The sequence below is a fragment of the Actinocorallia sp. API 0066 genome (assembly GCF_020991275.1).
In the GTDB taxonomy this organism is placed as follows: Bacteria; Actinomycetota; Actinomycetes; order Streptosporangiales; family Streptosporangiaceae; genus Actinocorallia.
Genome location: NZ_JAJLQY010000004.1, coordinates 99679 through 117383, shown reverse-complemented (window position 1 = coordinate 117383; position 17705 = coordinate 99679). Strand labels below are relative to the sequence as shown.

The 17705-nt window shown below is 72.0% G+C and carries 19 protein-coding genes and 1 riboswitch; of the genes, 10 read left to right on the top strand and 9 right to left on the bottom strand.

The genetic code is table 11. The features are described 5' to 3' along the window. Window positions 1-50 precede the first annotated feature (50 nt). Together LO762_RS11540 and LO762_RS11535 are read right to left on the bottom strand one after the other, a co-directional pair. Window positions 51-593 (bottom strand): GNAT family N-acetyltransferase, encoded by a 543-nt coding sequence (locus tag LO762_RS11540; RefSeq protein ID WP_230614595.1) that lies wholly within the window; start codon window positions 591-593, stop codon window positions 51-53. Further along, window positions 590-1330 (bottom strand): enoyl-CoA hydratase/isomerase family protein, encoded by a 741-nt coding sequence (locus LO762_RS11535; protein ID WP_230614594.1) that lies wholly within the window; start codon window positions 1328-1330, stop codon window positions 590-592. Before LO762_RS11535 ends, LO762_RS11540 begins: the two co-directional genes overlap by 4 nt. A 272-nt stretch (window positions 1331-1602) precedes the next feature. Here LO762_RS11535 and LO762_RS11530 point away from each other — a divergent pair, with 272 nt between their 5' ends. Further along, window positions 1603-3168 carry an AMP-binding protein gene (locus LO762_RS11530; RefSeq protein ID WP_230614593.1) on the top strand — a complete coding sequence of 522 codons (1566 nt, stop codon included), beginning with the start codon at window positions 1603-1605 and terminating at the stop codon, window positions 3166-3168. Between the two features lie 184 nt (window positions 3169-3352). Here the strand turns inward: LO762_RS11530 and LO762_RS11525 are convergent, their stop codons facing one another. From LO762_RS11525 to LO762_RS11505, 5 genes are all read right to left on the bottom strand, one after another. Further along, on the bottom strand, window positions 3353-4450 hold the full coding sequence (locus tag LO762_RS11525; RefSeq protein WP_230614592.1) for a hypothetical protein: 1098 nt from the start codon (window positions 4448-4450) through the stop codon (window positions 3353-3355). Then, window positions 4447-5343: a hypothetical protein gene (locus tag LO762_RS11520; protein ID WP_230614591.1), complete on the bottom strand. Its 897-nt coding sequence runs from the start codon at window positions 5341-5343 to the stop codon at window positions 4447-4449. The genes LO762_RS11525 and LO762_RS11520 overlap by 4 nt, the downstream gene beginning before the upstream one ends. Beyond that, a complete protein-coding gene (locus LO762_RS11515; RefSeq protein ID WP_230614590.1) occupies window positions 5340-6458 on the bottom strand; it encodes a phosphotransferase in 1119 nt (372 codons plus the stop codon). Before LO762_RS11515 ends, LO762_RS11520 begins: the two co-directional genes overlap by 4 nt. 67 nt (window positions 6459-6525) lie before the next feature. Next, complete coding sequence (locus LO762_RS11510; RefSeq protein WP_230614589.1) at window positions 6526-6861, bottom strand: hypothetical protein; 336 nt, start codon at window positions 6859-6861, stop codon at window positions 6526-6528. Continuing rightward, the gene (locus LO762_RS11505; protein WP_230614588.1) at window positions 6861-7094 is read right to left on the bottom strand and encodes a hypothetical protein; all 234 of its coding nucleotides are present in this window, start codon (window positions 7092-7094) and stop codon (window positions 6861-6863) included. Before LO762_RS11505 ends, LO762_RS11510 begins: the two co-directional genes overlap by 1 nt. 200 nt (window positions 7095-7294) lie before the next feature. On the opposite strand from LO762_RS11505, the gene LO762_RS11500 reads away from it, so the two are divergent. The 9 genes from LO762_RS11500 (at window position 7295) to LO762_RS11460 (ending at window position 15521) form a co-directional block, all read left to right on the top strand. Further along, complete coding sequence (locus tag LO762_RS11500) at window positions 7295-8209, top strand: helix-turn-helix transcriptional regulator (protein WP_230614587.1); 915 nt, start codon at window positions 7295-7297, stop codon at window positions 8207-8209. Between the two features lie 38 nt (window positions 8210-8247). Then, the gene (locus tag LO762_RS11495) at window positions 8248-8445 is read left to right on the top strand and encodes a DUF397 domain-containing protein (RefSeq protein WP_230614586.1); all 198 of its coding nucleotides are present in this window, start codon (window positions 8248-8250) and stop codon (window positions 8443-8445) included. Between the two features lie 285 nt (window positions 8446-8730). After that, window positions 8731-9099, top strand: a complete 369-nt coding sequence (locus LO762_RS11490) for an Lsr2 family protein (RefSeq protein ID WP_230614585.1) — start codon at window positions 8731-8733, stop codon at window positions 9097-9099. Window positions 9100-9293: 194 nt separating this feature from the next. Continuing rightward, window positions 9294-9707: a cupin domain-containing protein gene (locus LO762_RS11485; protein WP_230614584.1), complete on the top strand. Its 414-nt coding sequence runs from the start codon at window positions 9294-9296 to the stop codon at window positions 9705-9707. Window positions 9708-9752: 45 nt separating this feature from the next. Next, window positions 9753-9831, top strand: a riboswitch (S-adenosyl-L-homocysteine riboswitch). Between the two features lie 16 nt (window positions 9832-9847). Continuing rightward, complete coding sequence (gene metH, locus LO762_RS11480) at window positions 9848-13486, top strand: methionine synthase (RefSeq protein ID WP_230614583.1); 3639 nt, start codon at window positions 9848-9850, stop codon at window positions 13484-13486. Window positions 13487-13617: 131 nt separating this feature from the next. Further along, entirely contained in the window at window positions 13618-13884 is a 267-nt protein-coding gene (locus LO762_RS11475; protein WP_230614582.1) for a hypothetical protein, read from the top strand. Beyond that, on the top strand, window positions 13859-14368 hold the full coding sequence (locus tag LO762_RS11470) for a DUF6879 family protein (protein WP_230614581.1): 510 nt from the start codon (window positions 13859-13861) through the stop codon (window positions 14366-14368). The genes LO762_RS11475 and LO762_RS11470 overlap by 26 nt, the downstream gene beginning before the upstream one ends. A 3-nt stretch (window positions 14369-14371) precedes the next feature. Next, window positions 14372-15223: a helix-turn-helix transcriptional regulator gene (locus tag LO762_RS11465; protein WP_230614580.1), complete on the top strand. Its 852-nt coding sequence runs from the start codon at window positions 14372-14374 to the stop codon at window positions 15221-15223. Window positions 15224-15311: 88 nt separating this feature from the next. Continuing rightward, on the top strand, window positions 15312-15521 hold the full coding sequence (locus tag LO762_RS11460; protein ID WP_230614579.1) for a hypothetical protein: 210 nt from the start codon (window positions 15312-15314) through the stop codon (window positions 15519-15521). Window positions 15522-15956: 435 nt separating this feature from the next. On the opposite strand, the gene LO762_RS32490 is transcribed toward LO762_RS11460, so the two are convergent. Further along, window positions 15957-16772 carry a siderophore-interacting protein gene (locus LO762_RS32490; RefSeq protein WP_255685570.1) on the bottom strand — a complete coding sequence of 272 codons (816 nt, stop codon included), beginning with the start codon at window positions 16770-16772 and terminating at the stop codon, window positions 15957-15959. A 176-nt stretch (window positions 16773-16948) separates the two neighbouring features. Then, window positions 16949-17554, bottom strand: a complete 606-nt coding sequence (locus tag LO762_RS11445; RefSeq protein ID WP_230614578.1) for an SGNH/GDSL hydrolase family protein — start codon at window positions 17552-17554, stop codon at window positions 16949-16951. Window positions 17555-17705 lie beyond the last annotated feature (151 nt).

The window sequence follows — 17705 nt, the reverse complement described above, 5'->3', positions numbered from 1 at the left end:
CACCCGGTATGGGTTCGGCCTCGCGGGCGCGGGCTGAGGAACCCTCGCCGTCAGGGCCGGTCGAGCCGGTAGACGTAGTGGAGCGGCTGGTCCACCGGGTTGTCGGGCTCCAGGTCCCCGGCGCCGATCCGGTGGAACCCGGCGCGCTCCAGCGCCCGCCACGACGGCCGGTTCGCCGCCACCACCGAGACGATGACGCACGGCGCGTCCGGCAGGTCCCGCCACACCCGCGCCACCGCCGCCGCGATCATCGCGGTGCCCAGGCCGCGCCCGGTGTCGTCGGGCGCGCCGACGAAGTAGTCGAGCTGCGCCGCCCCGTCCGGCACGTCCACGAGTTCGGCGAGCGGCGCGAGCTCCTCCGGGTAGTCCGCGACCCGGCACCGCTGGACGAGCCCGAACGGCAGCCCGTCGCGCAGCGCGAGGAAGTCCTCGGAGGGCTCCTCGCCGCGCGCGGTCGGGCCGAAGTCCCGCGCGACGGCCTCCGGCGACGTCTCGTGGTTCCACCAGCGCGCGACGTGGTGGTGCGCGAGCCACGTGCCGAGCAGCGGGAAGTCGTCCTCCCGGACCCGCCGGAAGGTGATGGGCCCGGTCACGAGGCGCCGAACCCGGACAGGAGTTCGGCGAAGGCGGCGTCCTCGCCCGCGCGGGCCCGCAGCACCGCCGCGCGGTGCGGCTCGGTGACGAGCCGTTTCGTCGCGACGAGCGAGGCGAGCGGCTTGGCGGCCAGCTCCCGCGCCAGCTCCAGCGTCTCGGCGAGCACCGTCTCGGCCGGGCAGGCCCGCAGCGCGAGCCCGTGCGCGACGGCCTGCCCGGCGGTCAGCGGATGACCCGCGAGCAGCACGAGGTTGGCGAGTTGCGGGCCGAGCCGCAGCGGCAGCAGGTAGCTGCTCGCCGCCTCCGGCGCGACGCCCATCGTGGTGAACGGCGCGCGCAGCTTCGCGCCCTCGGCGACGAGCACGAGGTCACAGTGCGCCAGCATGGTCAGGCCGAGCCCGACGCCGCTCCCGTTCACCGCGGCGAGCAGCGGCTTGGGGAACGCGACGAGCGCGTCCATGAGGAGCGGGAAGCCCTTGCCGGTCTCCTCGGTCGTCTCGCCCGCCGCGTGCGCCCGCGCGATCTCGGCCATCTCGTTCAGGTCGGTGCCCGCACTGAACACGGTGCCCTCACCGGTCACCACCACAACACTGACGGACGGATCGGCCGCCGCCGCGTCGAGCGCGGCCGCCAACGCCCGGTACAACTCCTCGTTGAACGCGTTCCGCACCTCGGGACGCCGAAAGGTCAACACCCTCACGGCCCCGTCATCGCCCACACCCAGCAGCTCGCTCACGATGTCCTCGTCCTCCCTGCGACGGCACAACGGGGCGCGCCGAACCGCCCTCGGTCCTCCCCGCGCCACCGTACGCCACTGTGTTTGATTGGCCCAGGGGGCCGGGCGCTTTGCGGGCCCGGCGCTGCCCCTCCGGCCTTGGGGGCCTACGGGGCAACCCCGGGAGCGCCCGACCCCCCGGGCTGTGTTGGATTTGGCCCGGGGGGCCGGGCGCTTGGCACAGCACGATCAAGTGTCCGCGTGGGGGTGCGGGGGCGGGTTAGGGTGCGGCTGTGACAGGTACCCGCGCGCATAGCGACACGCTCCCCGGTGTTCTGGAGCGGACGGCGCGGGAGCATCCGACGCGTCCGGCGCTGCGCGGCGACGGCGTGCGGCTCACCTATCCGGAGCTGTGGGAGGCGGCGCTGACGGCGGCCGCGCGGCTCGTCGCGCTGGGCGTCGCGCCGGGCGAGAGCGTCGGCGTCTGGCTGCCGAACGGCGCCGACTGGGCCGTCGCCGCCTACGGCGCCCTCTGCGCGGGCGCGCGGATCGTTCCCCTGCACACCGGCTACCGTCCCACCGAAGCCGCGGACCTCCTCCTGCGCTCCCACACCCGCGTCCTCGTCGCCGGGGGCACGGCCCCTGACGGCGCCCCGCTCGCCGCCCGCGCGGCCGAGGCCGCCGCCCTCGTCGCCGACGGCCACGCCGAGGTGACGCGGGGGCCCGAGCGCCCCGCCGGGGCAGGCGCCCCGACGGTCGTCACGCCCGTGGAGCTGGCCGAGGGCGCGCGCGGCGACACCGAGGTGACACGCAGGCTGGCGGCGCTCGGCCCCGACGACGTCAGCCACGTCCAGTTCACCTCCGGCACCACCGGACGTCCCAAGGGGGCGCTGCTCCGGCACGGCGGCCTGGTCGCGACGACCCGCTCGTGGGTGCGCGTCACGGGACTGCGCGCCGGTGACGTGTACCCGGTCGTCGCGCCCTTCGCGCACCTGGGCGGGCACAAGAGCGGCCTGCTCGCGAGCGCGGTGGCGGGCGCGACGGTGCTGCCGGTGCCGTCGCCCGATCCGGCGGCGCTGGCCGCCGCCGTCGCGGCCCGGAGCGCGACCGTGCTGCACGGGCCGCCCGCGCTGTTCCGGGCGCTGCTCGCCGAGCCCGCGATGCCGCGCGGCACCGTCCGGGTCGCGGTGACCGGCGCGGCCGTGGTGCCGCGCGACCTCGTGACGGCGCTGCGCGACAGGCTCGGCGTCCGCCACGTCCTCACCGCCTACGGCCTGACGGAGGCGGGCGGCGTCTGCACGATGACCCGCTCGGACGATCCCCCCTCGGCCGCCGCCGAGACGTCGGGACGGCCCCTGCCGGGCGTCGCGGTAAGGGTGGACGCGCCCGACGGCCCCGGTGAGGTCCTGCTGCGCGGCCCCGGCGTGATGGCGGGCTACCTCGACGATCCGGAAGCGACGGCCGCCGCGTTCACCGGCGGCTGGCTGCGCACCGGCGACGTCGGCGAACTGGACGCCGCCGGAAGGCTCCGCGTTGTGGACCGGCTCGCGGACGTCATCGTCGTCGGCGGCCTCAACGTCTACCCGGCGGAGGTAGAGCACGTCCTCACCGCCGTCGCGGGCGCGGCTGAGGCGGCCGTCGTCGGCATCCCGCACGAGCGGCTCGGCGCGGTCCCGGCGGCGTTCGTCGTCGGCGGCGGCCCGGTGGACCGGCTCGTCGCCCGCGCCGCCGCCCGCCTGGCGGCCTTCCAGGCGCCGCGCACCGTCTGGCGGGTCGCCGAGCTGCCGCGCACCGCGACGGGCGGCGTGGACAGGCCCGCGCTCCGCCGCGCCGCCCTCGACCGGCTCCGGGACGCGTGACGACCTGGGCCGTGGTGCGCCGACCTGGACGCCCTGCACCGCCTCAGGCCCGACCGGGCGGGTGAACACCGGATCCCCCGCCGTGACCACCCGCAGCACCGTCACCGCACGGTCCGCCCTGATCTTCGGGGTGGCGCGGCGGCCCGATGGAGCGGGCCGCCGCGCCGGTCGAAGGGGCGTGCCGTCAGAGGGTCAGGTGCGACAGGAACGCCCGGTTGGCGTCCACCTCGCGCTCGAGTAGGACTCCGAAGCGGGGCAGTTTCTTGAGGTGCGCCAGCACGGCGTCGGTGGGATCGGGGGTGACCGGGGCGATCCCGAAGATGTCGGGGTAGCGGTCGTCCTGGGCGGGTGTGAACATGTCCGCCGCGGTGATGTCGCGGGGGGCGCTGAGCCCGCCGGGGGAGGCGTCCGGCTGGATCTGGGGGAACAGGACGTGGGTGGCGGTGCCGTGGCGGGCCAGTGGCAGGCCGAGCCAGTCGCGGAGCTGGTCGGGCCAGAACTGCGGCTTGAGCTCGTGCCCGTTGGGCTTGCGCAGGGGCGTCCGGTCCCCGGCCAGGAGCGCGTCGGTCACCTGCCGCTTCTGTGTCGGGTGCATCTCCAGGCCGTCCCGCAGCCTCGCGCGGACCGGTTCGTACCAGCCGCACGCCTCCAGGAGCCCGAACCCGATCGCGGCCGCTGACGGCCACGGCAGCACGTCCACCCCCCCTTCGCCGTCGAGGCGGACGAACACGCGGTCGTTCGCCAGGAGCGACCATCCGGGCAGGGAGGCGAGCAGGAGCGCGGTCGTGGTCTTCCCGGCGCCTTTGTCGCCGAGCGCCAGCACGGTCTGCCCGCCGGGGCCGACCGCGGCCGAGGCGTGCAGGATCAGCCACCCGTCGTCCACGAGTCGCCCGCGCAGCATCTCGCGCGCGAGCCGCGCGGTGGCCGTCGCGACCTCGACGGCGTCCGCGCCGATGAGTCGCAGGCCGCCGCTGGCCGGCACGTACCGGTAGGCGGTGCCGCCCTGGGCCGCGTGTACCACGCCTTCGGGGTCGCGGGCGTAGACCATCGGCGCGGCGGCGTACTCCACCTCGTCCGTCGCGATGGCCTGGACGTAGTCGACCGCGCCCTGGGCGAGGGAGGCGTTCACGTTCGCGTTGATCAGCCGTTCGATGGTGTGGGCGCCGGAGGTCGCCGTCCACCAGTCGCCGAAGTACCGCAGGCACCACTGCGTGACGGCCGAGGTCGTGGCGGAGACCGTGACGCTGTACCCGGCGGCGCTGATGTGGGCGGTGTGGGTCATGGGGTTCCTTCCAGGAGATGGGACAGTTCGCCGACGAGGCGGCGCTGGCGCGCCCGCGAGATGGCGAGCGCGCGTATTTCTTCCGGCGCGAGATCCACCGGGAGGACGGTCGGGACGCCGCCGCTGAACTTGACGGGCACGCCGACCCCTTCGGCGGGCACCGACAGCTCGATGACGGTGTCGTGGAGGCCGAGCGCGGCGCGCAGGGCCAGCAGGACGGCTCCGGCGGGGCCGATGCGGGTCCGGCCGATCCCGGCGCTGATCCGGCCCGGCCGCGCGCGCAACTCGGCCCGGATCTCCTCGACCGGCACCTGCACCGGCTGCCCGCGGACGCGGGTGGCGTGGGCGCAGACCACGGCGCCGTCCCCGTGCTCACCGATCACACGCCCGCTCACCTCGGGCACGGACACGCCCAGGTGCCGCGCGAGCGCCCCACGGTAACGCGCGGTGTCGGTGGCCGCGCCGACCCCGAACACGGTCGGCGCGCCGGACGCCCGCGCGAACAGCGCCGCCATCACATCGACGGGATTCGTCACGACGACGACGACACCGCTGTAGTCGGCCAGGGCGCGGCCCAGCGCGACGATCACCGGCGCGTTCGCGTGGATGCCCGCCATCCGCACGTCGACCGTCGCGCCGTTCGCGAACGGCGCGCGCGGGCAGACCACGACGGCGTCGGCCGCCCGCATCTCCTCGACCGGCACGGCCTGGACCAGGGTGGGGTTGCCCGTCTGGAACAGCATGTCCTCCACGTCCGCGACGAGCGCCCCCGCCGATGCCGCCGATCCCGAAGCGATCTGCAACCGCTCGCACCAGTCGGCGGCAGCCAGCAGCGCCGCGACCGTTTGCCCGACGGCGCCCGCGCCGATGATGCCCACCCGCGCCCCGGTCACCGCGCCGCCCCGGCAAGCGCCGCGACCACCCGCGCGAACAGGACGCGTGACTGCTGCCGCACCGGCAGCTCAGCGGTCGCCTCGGCCAGGAAGCCGCACACCACCTCCGCGGCCGCGCGCACCTCGACGGCGTGCCGCCCGACGGGCAGGCCCTCGGGGGCGGTGCAGTAGGTGGTGAGGATGTTGACCGTGTCCATCAGCCACAGCAGCACCAGGTCCCGCACCCCGTCGCTGTCGCTGGGCCCGAAGCTGTGCAGGTGCGCGACGAGCTCGTCCACCATCACACCCCGCACCCGGGCCGGCGCCCGTCCGGCCATCGCCAGGAGACCGATCCGCGAGGTCAGCCGCGCGAGGTCGCTCCACGGGTGCGCCGCCATCACTCCCGGGTCGACGAACACCGGCCGCGCGGCGAAACCGTGCGGGAAGAACACGTGCTCCGGCTTGAGGTCGCCGTACTGCAGCACCCGAGGCTCCTCGTACAGGACCCCGCGCAGGGCGACGAGTTGCGCCACTACCGGCTCCAGCACCGCCCCGTGCCCGGTCGCCGCCAGATACTCCCGCGCCCCGCCCCGATCGAACTTCCGCGCGAAGATCGCGACGATGTCCCGCTCCGGGATCGCCACCGGCCCCAGCGCGGAGGCCACGCGGGGAAGCCTGGACAGCTCGGCCGTCACGGCCAGCAGGCGATCCCCCGCCGCGTCCGGGGACACCTCGACCAGGTCGGCCAGGGTAGGGCCGTCGACCGCGCGAGTGAACAGGACGCCGCCCGCCTGGCCCGCGACCTCGCACACCGGCACGCCGACACGCGCCAGCGCCCGCAACTGGGCCGCCTCCCGCGCCACCAGACAGTCCGCTTCCGCCAGATACACCGGGAGAGCGGCCGCCACCCGCACCGCGTCGCCATGCACGCCCCGCAGCACCGACACGAGGGACGAACCCAGCACCGACACCTTCGCGTACATCGGCGCCAACCCCGTCACCCGGACGGGCCGCACGTAACTCGTCACGCTCGGGGCCAGCTCGCCCATCTCCACCCCCGCGCCCGGCCACAGCCGTCCCGCCGAGCTGTGGATCGCCAGGTCAAGCGGTTCTCGCAAGTCGTCCAGACCGATCACGTCTTACCTCCCTGCTCGCGTTGAGTGCGGGCGCGACGGCCGTCCGCGCACGGCCGCCGCACCCCGATCACGGACGCACGGCCGCTGGCGCCTGCCGTGCGAGATGCGGGCTGTCGCCAGACCAGGCCGCGACGGGGTCCCGGGGGCACAACCGCTCGTCGACGCCGCGCATCCGAGCGGCGAGCACGGCCGGGTCCCGCTCCTCCTCAACCTCCGGAGGCTCACCACCCCACGGCGGCACGCCATGACGCGGGAAAGCGGTGTAGGTGCCGCGGTGACCGCTGTAGACCACCACCCACCAGCCGAACGCCGCATCCATCCGCGCAGCCGTCGCGCGGCCCCGCCGATCGGCCTCCAGCTCATCGACGAGCGCCTGACGCAACGCCCTGCCACGCCGCGGCATCACAGACCCTCCGCCGCGAACGCCTCGACGCGGAGCATCGCGGCGGCCTGCTTCTCCAACTCGGCTTCCAGGCCATGCGCGGTCGCCGCGTGCACGGTGCGGTAGAGGCCGTGATACCCGGCGCCCTTCGCGACCTTCGGCGGGTCCTCACGGAGCGAGGCGTACAGATGCCCCTCGTCAGACGACCAGATCCGCCAGCGCATCCCGTAGACGGCGTCGAGACGAGCGATCACCGCATGATCAACCGCCGCTGCGCCGTCTCCGGGCCCATGTGCAACAGGGAAGACGATCTCCCCAGGTGGTGTCATGACGTCTTCGCTTTCCGTCATGGCGTCCGGTCAGCCGGACGCGGAACCAGGTGGTGTGGCCCCAGCATGGACTAACCAAAGCAAAAAAGCCATAGTGAAATTCGACTTGGTATATTTGCTTCGCGATGTCCGATTACATGAACCCCGGTAGGCTCGCCGCACCACTGGACACACGGGAGGTACGCGTGCCGGAACAGTTCAGCCCCACGCTGAGGCGTCGTCGCCTGTCCGCCCGCCTCCGCAAAATCCGCGAAGACAGGAAGCTGCACGCGGTCCAGGTCGACAGAAGCCTGGGCTGGACGGTCGGCAAGATCGCCCGGATGGAGCGGAACGAGTGGAAGCGGCCCAGCCCGCGTGACATCGAGGACCTGTGCACTCTCTACGAGGTGGACGACGAGACACGCGCCTACCTCGTAGACCTGGCCAAGCAGAGCCGACAGGCCGGATGGTGGCGTCCCTACGCCGACGTCATCCCCAACGCGTACTCGGAGTACATCGGGTTGGAAGCCGAAGCGCAGGAGGCCGAGACGTTCGAACTCGCCGTCGTTCCGGGCCTGTTCCAGACCGTCGACTACGCGACCGCCCTCAACGTCGCCGGTCCGTACGGCCTCACCGAAGAACGTGCCCGTTCCCAGGCCGAGCTGCGCGCCACGCGGGCCGAAGTCCTCACCCGACAGCACGACCCGCTCAAGCTGTGGGCGATCATCGACGAGGCGGCGCTACGACGACCAGTCGGCGGGGAACGCGTGCACCGTGAGCAACTACGGCACCTGCTGGAGATCACAAACCTGCCGAACGTCGTCTTCCAGGTGATCCCGCAGAGCGTCGGTGCTCACCCAGGCACGCTGAGCAGCTTCACCGTGCTAGCTTTTCCTTCCGCCGAGGACGATCCATGCGCGTACGTGGAGATACTGGGAAGTGAACTGTTCGTCGAGGCCGCCGCGCAGGTGGAGGTCTACCGGCGAACACACCGCTTGCTCGCCGCCAACGCGCTGCGCCCGGCCCAGAGCCGCGCGCTCCTCGCAGAGGCGGCGGGCTAAGCACCTGTGTCAGCCTAGTTCCGAAGGCAGGTAAACCCATGTCCCCCGATCTCTCCACCGTTACCTGGCGGAAGTCCCGCCACTCCCAGGCCAACGGCGCCTGCGTCGAGCTCGGCAGCGTGCCGGGTATCGTCGCCGTCCGCGACAGCAAGAACCCCGCCCACCCCGCCCTCGTCTTCACGCCGTCAGCGGCTGCGCGCCTCGCCCGCGGCATCAAGGCGGGCAAGCACCTGTAAGCGCAAACAAGACGAGGGCCCCGGCGATCACCCGCCGGGGCCCTCGTTCGTACCTAGTTCCGCGGCCAGAATAGCCGTTCCCCGACCTCACTCCCACGCCACATGACGCTACCCGCGCACCCTGCTCGGGCGATGTCCGCCCCGCTCGGACGGCATCTCGACGACAAGGTCAGCGTTGATCGGCGGGCGCGGCCGGGTGGCCCGTGTGCGCGTCAGGGCGCGAGCGGGGGCCGGGGGCCACTAGGCTCGCTTGCGAACAAACGAGCGAAAGGGTGAATCTTCACAGTGGCAACCAAGACCATCGTGGTGGACGACATCGACGGGTACGACGGTGAGGACGTCACCCGGAGAGAGTTCGAGCTGGGCGGCTCGAAGTACGCGATCGATCTGGGCGACGCCAACTACAAGCACCTGACCGACCTGCTCGCCTCCCTCGCCCCGTTCGTCGAGCGGGCCGCGGAGGTCAAGCAGGCGGGCCGCTCCCGCCGGTCGTCGGCCGACACCGCCCCGCGCCTGCAGGGCTACACCAACACCGACGTCCGCGCGTGGGCGGTCGCCCAGGGCGTCGAGGTGAGCGCGCGCGGCAAGATCGCCGACGAGGTCTACGACGCCTTTGTCGTCGCGCACCCCGACGCCCGCCCCGAACCGGCCTGACACCGGGACGACCCCCGCGAGGCGGCACGGACGGTTCCGTGCCGCCTCGCCGCGTCTCCAGCCTTACCGGGTAAAGGCCCCCGGTTGGTGACGCGCCTGGTATGCCAGGGTTTGCCGAGAACATGCGCGGGTTTCACACGGGTTCGCCGGGCCGCCGGGTACAACGAGGAGACCGGAGCGGCGGAGGGAGCATCGTGGAACGGCTGACGCACGGGCCTACCGTCAAGGCGCCCGCCGAACGGTTCACCGGCGACGCCTGGATCGACGTGATCTCGCCGGGCGCGCGGCCGCCGTTCGTCCGGGCCAACCTCGTCCGGTTCGCGCCCGGCGCGCGGACCGCCTGGCACCGGCACACACGCGGCCAGACCCTCCACGTCCTGGCCGGAATCGGGCTCGTCCAGACGCGCGGCGAGGAGATCAACGTGCTACGGCCCGGCGACACCGTCCGGACCGGGCCGGGGGAGTGGCACTGGCACGGCGCCGCTCCCACCCACTTCATGGTGCATCTCGGCCTGCTGGAAGGCGGTGCGCCGGACGGCGAACCGGACACCGAATGGGCGGGCCACGTCACCGACTCCGAGTACGACCCGCCCCCGGCCGAAGCCTGACAGCGGACGCGGCACGCCCCCCGGGACGCGGTAAGATCGGGCGGACAGGCCGAGAGGCGCTGCAACGGGCGGCACCCGCCCGCCACGCTCGACCTGGTCGATGGATCAAGGGCGCCTCCCGACACCAAGGGAGGGCGCGCATGACGGCAGTGACGGCTCAGCGGCGGGCGGAGCGCACGCGGCGGCTGAAGGAGATCCTGGAGCAGCGGATCGCCGTGCTGGACGGCGCCTGGGGCACCATGCTCCAGGGCGCGAACCTCACCCCCGCCGACTACCGGCGCGACCGCTTCGCCGACCACCCCAAGGACGTCACCGGCGACCCCGACCTGCTCAACATCACCCGCCCCGACGTGATCCTCGACGTCCACCGCCAGTACCTCGCGGCGGGCGCCGACATCACCACCACCAACACGTTCACCGCCACGTCGATCGCCCAGGCCGACTACGGCATGGAGGCGCACGTCCGCGAGATGAACGTGCAGGGCGCGCGGCTGGCCCGGCAGGCGGCCGACGAGGCGGGCGGCAGGTTCGTCGCCGGGTCGGTCGGGCCGCTGAACGTCACGCTGTCGCTCTCGCCGCGCGTGGACGACCCCGCCTACCGGGCCGTCACCTTCGACCAGGTGAAGGAGACGTACGCGGAGCAGATCGAGGCGCTCGTCGAGGGCGGCGTCGACCTCCTGCTCATCGAGACGATCTTCGACACCCTGAACGTCAAGGCGGCCATCGCGGCGGCGCACGAGGTGGCGCCCGACCTGCCGCTGTGGATCTCCGTGACGATCGTCGACCTCTCCGGGCGCACCCTGTCGGGCCAGACGGTCGAGGCGTTCTGGAACTCGGTCAAGCACGCCGAGCCGCTCGTCGTCGGCGTCAACTGCTCGCTCGGCGCCGCTGAGATGCGCCCGCACGTCGAGGAACTCGCCCGGATCGCCGGGACGTACACCGCCTCGCACCCGAACGCGGGCCTGCCCAACGCGTTCGGCGGCTACGACCAGACCCCCGACCAGACCGGCGCGCTGCTCGCCGAGTTCGCCGACGACGGCCTCGTCAACATCGCGGGCGGCTGCTGCGGCACGTCCCCCGCGCACATCGCGAAGATCGCCGAGGCGGTCAAGGGCAAGGCGCCGCGCCCCGTCGCCGAGCCGCCGCGCCGCACCCGCTTCTCCGGCCTGGAGACCTTCGAGATCGGCCCGGACACGGGCTTTGTCATGATCGGCGAGCGCACCAACGTCACCGGCTCCGCCCGGTTCCGGCGGCTCATCGAGGCCGACGACTTCCAGGCGGCCGCCGACGTGGCGCTGGAGCAGGTACGCGGCGGCGCGAACCTCCTGGACGTCAACATGGACGCCGACCTGCTCGAAAGCGAGCAGGCCATGACGACCTTCCTCAACCTCATCGCGACCGAGCCGGAGATCGCCAGGATCCCGGTGATGATCGACAGCTCGCGGTGGAGCGTGCTGGAGGCAGGGCTCAAGTGCGTCCAGGGCAACGGCGTCGTCAACTCCATCAGCCTCAAGGAGGGCGAGGAGCCGTTCCTGGAGCAGGCCCGCAGGGTCAGGGCGTTCGGCGCGGGCGTCGTCGTCATGGCCTTCGACGAGCAGGGCCAGGCCGAGACGGCCGACCGGAAGGTCGCCATCTGCGGGCGCGCCTACGACCTTCTCGTGCAGAAGGTCGGGTTCGCCCCCGAGGACATCATCTTCGACCCGAACGTGCTCGCCGTCGCCACCGGCATGAGCGAGCACAACTCCTATGCCAAGGAGTTCATCGAGGCTTTGCCCCGGATCAAGGAGCGCTGCCCCGGGGCGCGCACCTCCGGCGGCATCTCGAACCTGTCGTTCTCCTTCCGGGGCAACGACGTCGTGCGTGAGGCGATGCACTCGGCGTTCCTGCTGCACGCCGTCCGGGCGGGCCTGGACATGGGCATCGTCAACGCCGGACAGCTCGCCGTCTACGCCGACATCCCGGCCGACCTGCTCGAACACGTCGAGGACGTGCTTTTTGACCGGCGTCCCGACGCGACCGACCGGCTCATCGAGTTGGCCAGGACGGTGTCGGGCAGCGGCACCAAGCGGGAGATCGACCTTTCGTGGCGGGAACTGCCCGTCGCCGAACGGCTCGCGCACGCGCTCGTCCACGGCATCACCGACTACGTCGAGGAGGACACCGAGGAGGCACGGCTGCTGCTTCCGCGTCCCCTCGACGTCATCGAAGGCCCCCTCATGGACGGCATGAAGGTCGTCGGCGACCTGTTCGGCTCCGGGAAGATGTTCCTGCCGCAGGTCGTCAAGAGCGCCCGGGTGATGAAGAGGTCCGTCGCCTACCTCGAACCGTTCATGGAGGAGGAGAAGGCGAAGGCGCTCGCCGAAGGCCGCACCGAGGCGCGCAGCGGACAGGGCAAGGTCGTGCTCGCCACCGTCAAGGGCGACGTGCACGACATCGGCAAGAACATCGTCGGCGTTGTGCTCGGCTGCAACAACTACGACGTGGTGGACCTCGGCGTCATGGTCCCCGCCGCCAAGATCATCGACACCGCGGTGTCGGAGGGCGCCGACGCGATCGGCCTGTCCGGGCTGATCACGCCGTCGCTGGACGAGATGGTGTCCGTCGCCGCCGAGATGGACCGGCGCGGCCTCAAGCTGCCGCTGCTCATCGGCGGCGCGACCACGTCACGGCAGCACACCGCGGTGCGGATCGCGCCCGCCTACCAGGGCTCCGTCGTGCACGTCCTGGACGCCTCCCGCGTCGTCGGCGTCGTGTCGGACCTGCTGGACGCCGACCGGGCCGAGACCCTCGACGTCGCCAACCGGGTCGAGCAGCAGCGGCTCCGCGAGGCGCACGAGGGACGCAGGTCCCAGCCGCTGCTCACCCTGGAGCAGGCCCGCGCCAACGCCGAACGGCCCTCGTTCGCGGACCTGCCGACGCCGGAGTTCACCGGCCTGCGCGTCGTCACGCCGTCGCTGACGGAGCTGCGCGGGATGATCGACTGGCAGTTCTTCTTCCTCGCCTGGGAACTGAAGGGCAAGTTCCCCGCGATCCTCGACCAGCCCGTCGCCCGCGAGCTGTACGACGACGCGCGGACGATGCTGGACGAGATCGTCGCGGCCGGGTCGCTGCGCGCCGAGGGCGTCTACGGGATCTGGCCCGCGCACAGCGAGGGCGACGACCTCGTGCTCGACAGCGGCGCCCGCATCCCGATGCTGCGGCAGCAGACGGCCAAGCCCGACGGCCGCCCCAACCGGAGCCTCGCGGACTACCTCGCCCCGTCCGGCGACCACCTGGGCGGCTTCGCCGTCGCCGTCCACGGCGCCGACGAGCTGGCCGCCGGGTACGAGGCCGCCAAGGACGACTACCGCGCCATCATGGTCAAGGCCATCGCCGACCGGCTCGCCGAGGCGTTCGCCGAGCTCATCCACCTCCAGGCCCGCCGCGCCTGGTTCGAGCCCGCCGCCGCCCCCGACCTGGCCGACCTGCACGCCGAACGCTACCGCGGCATCCGCCCCGCCCTCGGCTACCCCGCCTGCCCCGACCACACCCGCAAACGCACCCTTTTCGACCTCCTAGAAGCCGAAAAACGCGGCCTGGCCCTCACCGAGTCCTACGCCATGACCCCGGCCTCCGCCGTCAGCGGCCTCATCTTCGCCCACCCGGAAGCCCGCTACTTCACCGTAGGCCGCCTAGCCCAAGACCAAATCGAGGACTACGCCACCCGCACCGCCATGCCCGTCCCCGAAACCGAACGCTGGCTCCGCCCCAACCTCGCCTACACCCCCACCGAACCCTGACCCACCTCTCCAAGAGCCCGGCCACCCCGGCCAGAGCCCCCGACCCTGGCGGTGCTCTGGCCGGGGTCTGCCATGGGCGCCGGGTGGCTGGGAGGCGCGGGCAGAGCGAAGGGTGCGCAAGGTTGCGCAACATGGGCGCGCAGAAGGCTGTGATGCGGCTACCGTTTCTGGTGATCGACCCGGAGGCGGGCGCAGATCACTGCCCCGCGGTGTTCGTCGATGAGGGGACCGGTGACCTGGTGTTCCAGGGGTGGACGGTGACCGACGCGCGGGACCTGGCGCAGGTCGAGGCGCGCAGCCACATCGCCGACGACGAGTCGGTCGTGCGTCTGCCCGCCCGTATGCGAACCCTGGTTCTGGAGGCCCTGCGCGATGTCGGCGATTCCGCCGTTCAGTGAGCTGATCCGGTCCACGACGCGGGAGGCCGTGCATCTGGAGATGCGCGACTCCTACACGCCGGGTGATCCGGACTTCGCCGCGTGGCGGGACGGTGAGATCGACGTCGGCGTCTCGTGCTATCCGGACTGGTCGGCGCTCATCGCCGCGCAGGTGGCGCGCGGCGTGCGGATTCGGCGGGCCCGGATCGTGTCGGAGCCGGTGAGCGACTACATCCGGTTCGAGTACGCCATCACCGCGGCGACCAACGTGGCGGCGGGCGAGGAGGTCCGGTGGCTGCCTCGTCGGCGCGCGTCGGACCTGGCGCTGCCCGGCAACGACTTCTGGCTGTTCGACGACGGGCTCGTGCGCGTCCACCACTTCAGCGGCGACGGCGAGATCGTCGAGGACGAGCTGTCACGGGACGCGGGCCTGGTCACGCTGTGCCGGTCGGCGTTCGAGGCGGTTTGGGCACGTGCCGTCGATCACCGGGACTATCGTCTCTGAACTGTGGCCGTCCATCCGTCGTCCAGCGTCCAGCGCGCGCGTCAGGAGCTCGCCGCCCGGCTGCGTGAGATCCGCCTCGACGCGGGGCTCACCGGCCGGGCGCTGTCGGCCGCCGCGGGCTGGCATGAGGCCAAGACGTCGCGCATCGAGGGGGCCAAGCAGGCCGTCACCGATGCCGACATCCGCGTCTGGTGCCGGGTGTGCGGCGCGCAGGACCAGGCGCCCGACCTCGTCGCGGCGTCCCGAAACGTCGAGTCGATGTTCGTGCGGTGGAGGCGTGCCCACGCCACCGGATTGCGGCACGCCCAGCAGTCGCGCGTCCCCCTGTACGAGCGGACGCGGCTCATGCGGGTGTACACCTCGACCGTCGTCCCCGGGCTGCTCCAGACGCCCGCCTACGCCGGGGCTCTTATGGCCGCCATCACCGCGTTCCAGGGCACGCCCGACGACGTCGAGGACGCCGTGGCGGCGCGGATGGCCCGCAACCGGGTCCTGCACGAACCGGGACACCGGTTCGCCCTCCTCGTTGAGGAATCGGTCCTGCGGCACCGCATCGGCGACGGGGAGACCATGGCGGGCCAGCTCGGGCACCTGCTGTCGGCCGTGTCCCTGCCCGCGGTCTCTGTCGGCGTCATCCCCCACGCCGCCGAGAACCGCCCTGTGTGGCCGCTGGAGACCTTCACCGTGTTCGACGACGCCCAGGTGTCCGTCGAACTGCTGTCCGCCCAGGTCACCACCACGGCGCCGGGCGAGATCGAGCTCTACGTCCGCGCCTACGAGCAGCTGGCCGCACACGCCGTCTACGGTCCCGGCGCCCGAGCGCTTATCACCGCCGCGATCACCGCCCTCGATTAGCGCGCAAGCATGCGCAAGCCAGTGGATCCAGCCCAGGCCCCTTCTCTACCGTGCTGGAAACAGCACACTCCGCGACGAGGGAGGTCACATGGCGGGCGCGATCACGGTCGAGCAGCTGAGGGCGGAGCACCCCGGCTGGAACATCCGCCGAACCGGATGGGCGAAGGCGACAAGGACAGGCCGCCGCCTGACCACCGAGGAACTCGCGGCCGGGTTGGCCGAGACGTTGATCGAGGACGACCTTGAGACGCTCGCCGCCGCGCTCGCCGACCAGGCCGGACGGGAGGCCGGGCGATGACGGAGCTGATCGTCGCCGTGATCATCGGGCTGCTGTTGTGGGTCGTCCTGGTCGTTGCCCTGATCGTGTACGTGAGGGCGGGGCGGTGAACGAGTCGCTGCGGGCCCGTCGGCGTTGCACCGGGCTGCATGTTGTTGTGCATGCCGACGCGGAGGACCTGGAGTGGGTGCCTTGGGTCGGGGGGCCGGTGCGGGTGTTGGAGTCCACCTGTTCTCGCTGTCCGAATGGGTCCGGTGTGTCCGTGATGTACGAATGGGTTATGGCGGGTGGGGCCTACCGGGTTCGGAAGCATGGGCGTGGTGGTATGGCCGTTTACCCCGCTGGGCTGGTTTCGCGTCGTACGCAGGCTCGGGAAGGGTGGGCCCGGATTCTTGCCGGAGAGGCACGATAACCGGCGATTTCTGGCCCCCGCTTGAATGGCGGGGGCCATTTTTGTCAGTGGGTGTTTTTCCAGTAGCCGCAGAACATGATGTTCTGTTTGGGGACGCCGGTGGTGAGCCAGTGGCGGCGGAGGGTGGTGGGGAGGGTGGATTCGCCGACTGTCCAGGCGTAGAAGGGGGTGGCGGGGGTGGGGAGGGCGGTGGCGGCTTCCAGGGCCAGGGTGCCGGGGCGGGTGTTGGGGGAGCGGGGGAGCCATTCGACGGTGACGGCCTTGGGGGTTTTGAGGTCTTGGCGGTCGGCGTCTGAGGGGATTTCTATGAGGGCTTGGCCCTTGGCGTCGGAGGGGAGGGAGCGAAGGATTCCGGCGGCGGCGGGGAGGCCGCTTTCGTCCGTCACTAGGCGGAAGTCGCGGAGGGACTCGTCGGGGTTGAAGCCGATGCCTTCGTCCAGGAAGGCTACGTTGTCGCCGGGGGAGCAGGTTTGGGCCCAGGCGGAGGCGGGGCCGGCGGTGCCGTCGTCGGCGGAGCCGTGGAGGACGAAGTCGATGTCCAGTTCCAGGGAGTCGGCGCGGAAGTCGCGTACCGAGTAGTTGCGCAGGATCGCGCGGTGGGCCTTGGAGACGGTGAGGAACTTCAGGTAGGCCAGCGTGGTGAGTTTCGGCGGGACGCGGCTGAGGGACTCGTCGCTGGTCGGGATGAACAGGCGGAACCACTGGTCGAAGCCCATCGGGGTGAACTTCCGCAGGGCCTCGCCGCCGAGCGTCACCCGGGCGAAGTGCGGCGAGATCCGCTCGCGGCGCAGCACTTCGGCGGTGAGGAGTTCGGGTGCCTCCGGTTTGACGGCGGTCTTGTGCATGTTCTGCCGGGCCATCCGCGGTGTCCTTTCCACAAGGGGGACCGCAAGCATAGCGAGAGTTAGGTATGCCTTGCCTAACTCTTGGCGCGGGTGGCCGTCGGCCAGGGCGGCGCCGGGCGAAGGGGGCCGGGCCGCCCGCCGTCGCCCGGCGGCCCGGCGTCGGCCGTGCCGCCGGGCCGTGTCAGGGCGGCCTAGGCGGGGCGGGAGTCGGCGGCTCGGGCCTTGAGGTGGGCCAGGGTCTCGGCGGCGACGATGGCGTGGCCCCGGGCGTTGAGGTGGACGAGGTCGGAGGCGTAGATGGCCTTGTCGGCGCCCGCCGGATGGTTGCGGAAGTTGACGAACAGGGCGTCCTGGGCGTGCGCGACCTCGGCGGTCAGCTCGTTCAGGCGGAGGAAGCGCGGCCGGATCTCCGCGAGGTAGCCGGGGTCGGTGACGAGGCCCGAGTTGACGATGTCGAACAGGCCGAGCGTGATGACGTCGGCGCCGGTCTTCCGGAACGCCCCGATCATCGTGTCGAGTTCGGCCTGGACGGCCTCCGGGTCGAACGAGCGGCGGAACGCGTCGTTCGCGCCGCAGGTGACCACCGCGAGGTCGGGGTCGAACGCCAGCGCGGCGTCCAGTTGGGTCTCGCGTACCTCGTGCGCGCGCAGGTCGCGTTTGCCCAGGTTCAGGGTGACGGTGCCGAGTGACCGGTTGATGAGGTCGATCCACGACAGGTCCTCGTAGCCCTCGACCGGCTCCCTGACGCCCTCCGCGACGCTGTCGCCGATGACGGCCATCCTCTTCCACACCTTCATGCGACCCGCCTCCAGAATACGAACGATCGTGCTAAAAGAAACGAACGTTCGTACGATTACTTACGCATACGTGCCACGTCAAGGGCCTGACGAGGACATGACCCAAAAAAGATGAACGACCGTGCGATATCACACGACAAGCGCGCACGAA

What these genes read in the sequence shown, in the direction of transcription:
- LO762_RS32490 (WP_255685570.1), bottom strand. Translation starts at nt 16,772, where the DNA reads ATGGCCCGGCAGAACATGCACAAGACCGCCGTCAAACCGGAGGCACCC.
- LO762_RS11475 (WP_230614582.1), top strand. Translation starts at nt 13,618, where the DNA reads ATGGGCGCGCAGAAGGCTGTGATGCGGCTACCGTTTCTGGTGATCGAC.
- LO762_RS11445 (WP_230614578.1), bottom strand. Translation starts at nt 17,554, where the DNA reads ATGAAGGTGTGGAAGAGGATGGCCGTCATCGGCGACAGCGTCGCGGAG.
- metH (WP_230614583.1), top strand. Translation starts at nt 9,848, where the DNA reads ATGACGGCAGTGACGGCTCAGCGGCGGGCGGAGCGCACGCGGCGGCTG.
- LO762_RS11470 (WP_230614581.1), top strand. Translation starts at nt 13,859, where the DNA reads ATGTCGGCGATTCCGCCGTTCAGTGAGCTGATCCGGTCCACGACGCGG.
- LO762_RS11510 (WP_230614589.1), bottom strand. Translation starts at nt 6,861, where the DNA reads ATGCCGCGGCGTGGCAGGGCGTTGCGTCAGGCGCTCGTCGATGAGCTG.
- LO762_RS11495 (WP_230614586.1), top strand. Translation starts at nt 8,248, where the DNA reads ATGTCCCCCGATCTCTCCACCGTTACCTGGCGGAAGTCCCGCCACTCC.
- LO762_RS11500 (WP_230614587.1), top strand. Translation starts at nt 7,295, where the DNA reads ATGTCCGATTACATGAACCCCGGTAGGCTCGCCGCACCACTGGACACA.
- LO762_RS11525 (WP_230614592.1), bottom strand. Translation starts at nt 4,450, where the DNA reads ATGACCCACACCGCCCACATCAGCGCCGCCGGGTACAGCGTCACGGTC.
- LO762_RS11460 (WP_230614579.1), top strand. Translation starts at nt 15,312, where the DNA reads ATGGCGGGCGCGATCACGGTCGAGCAGCTGAGGGCGGAGCACCCCGGC.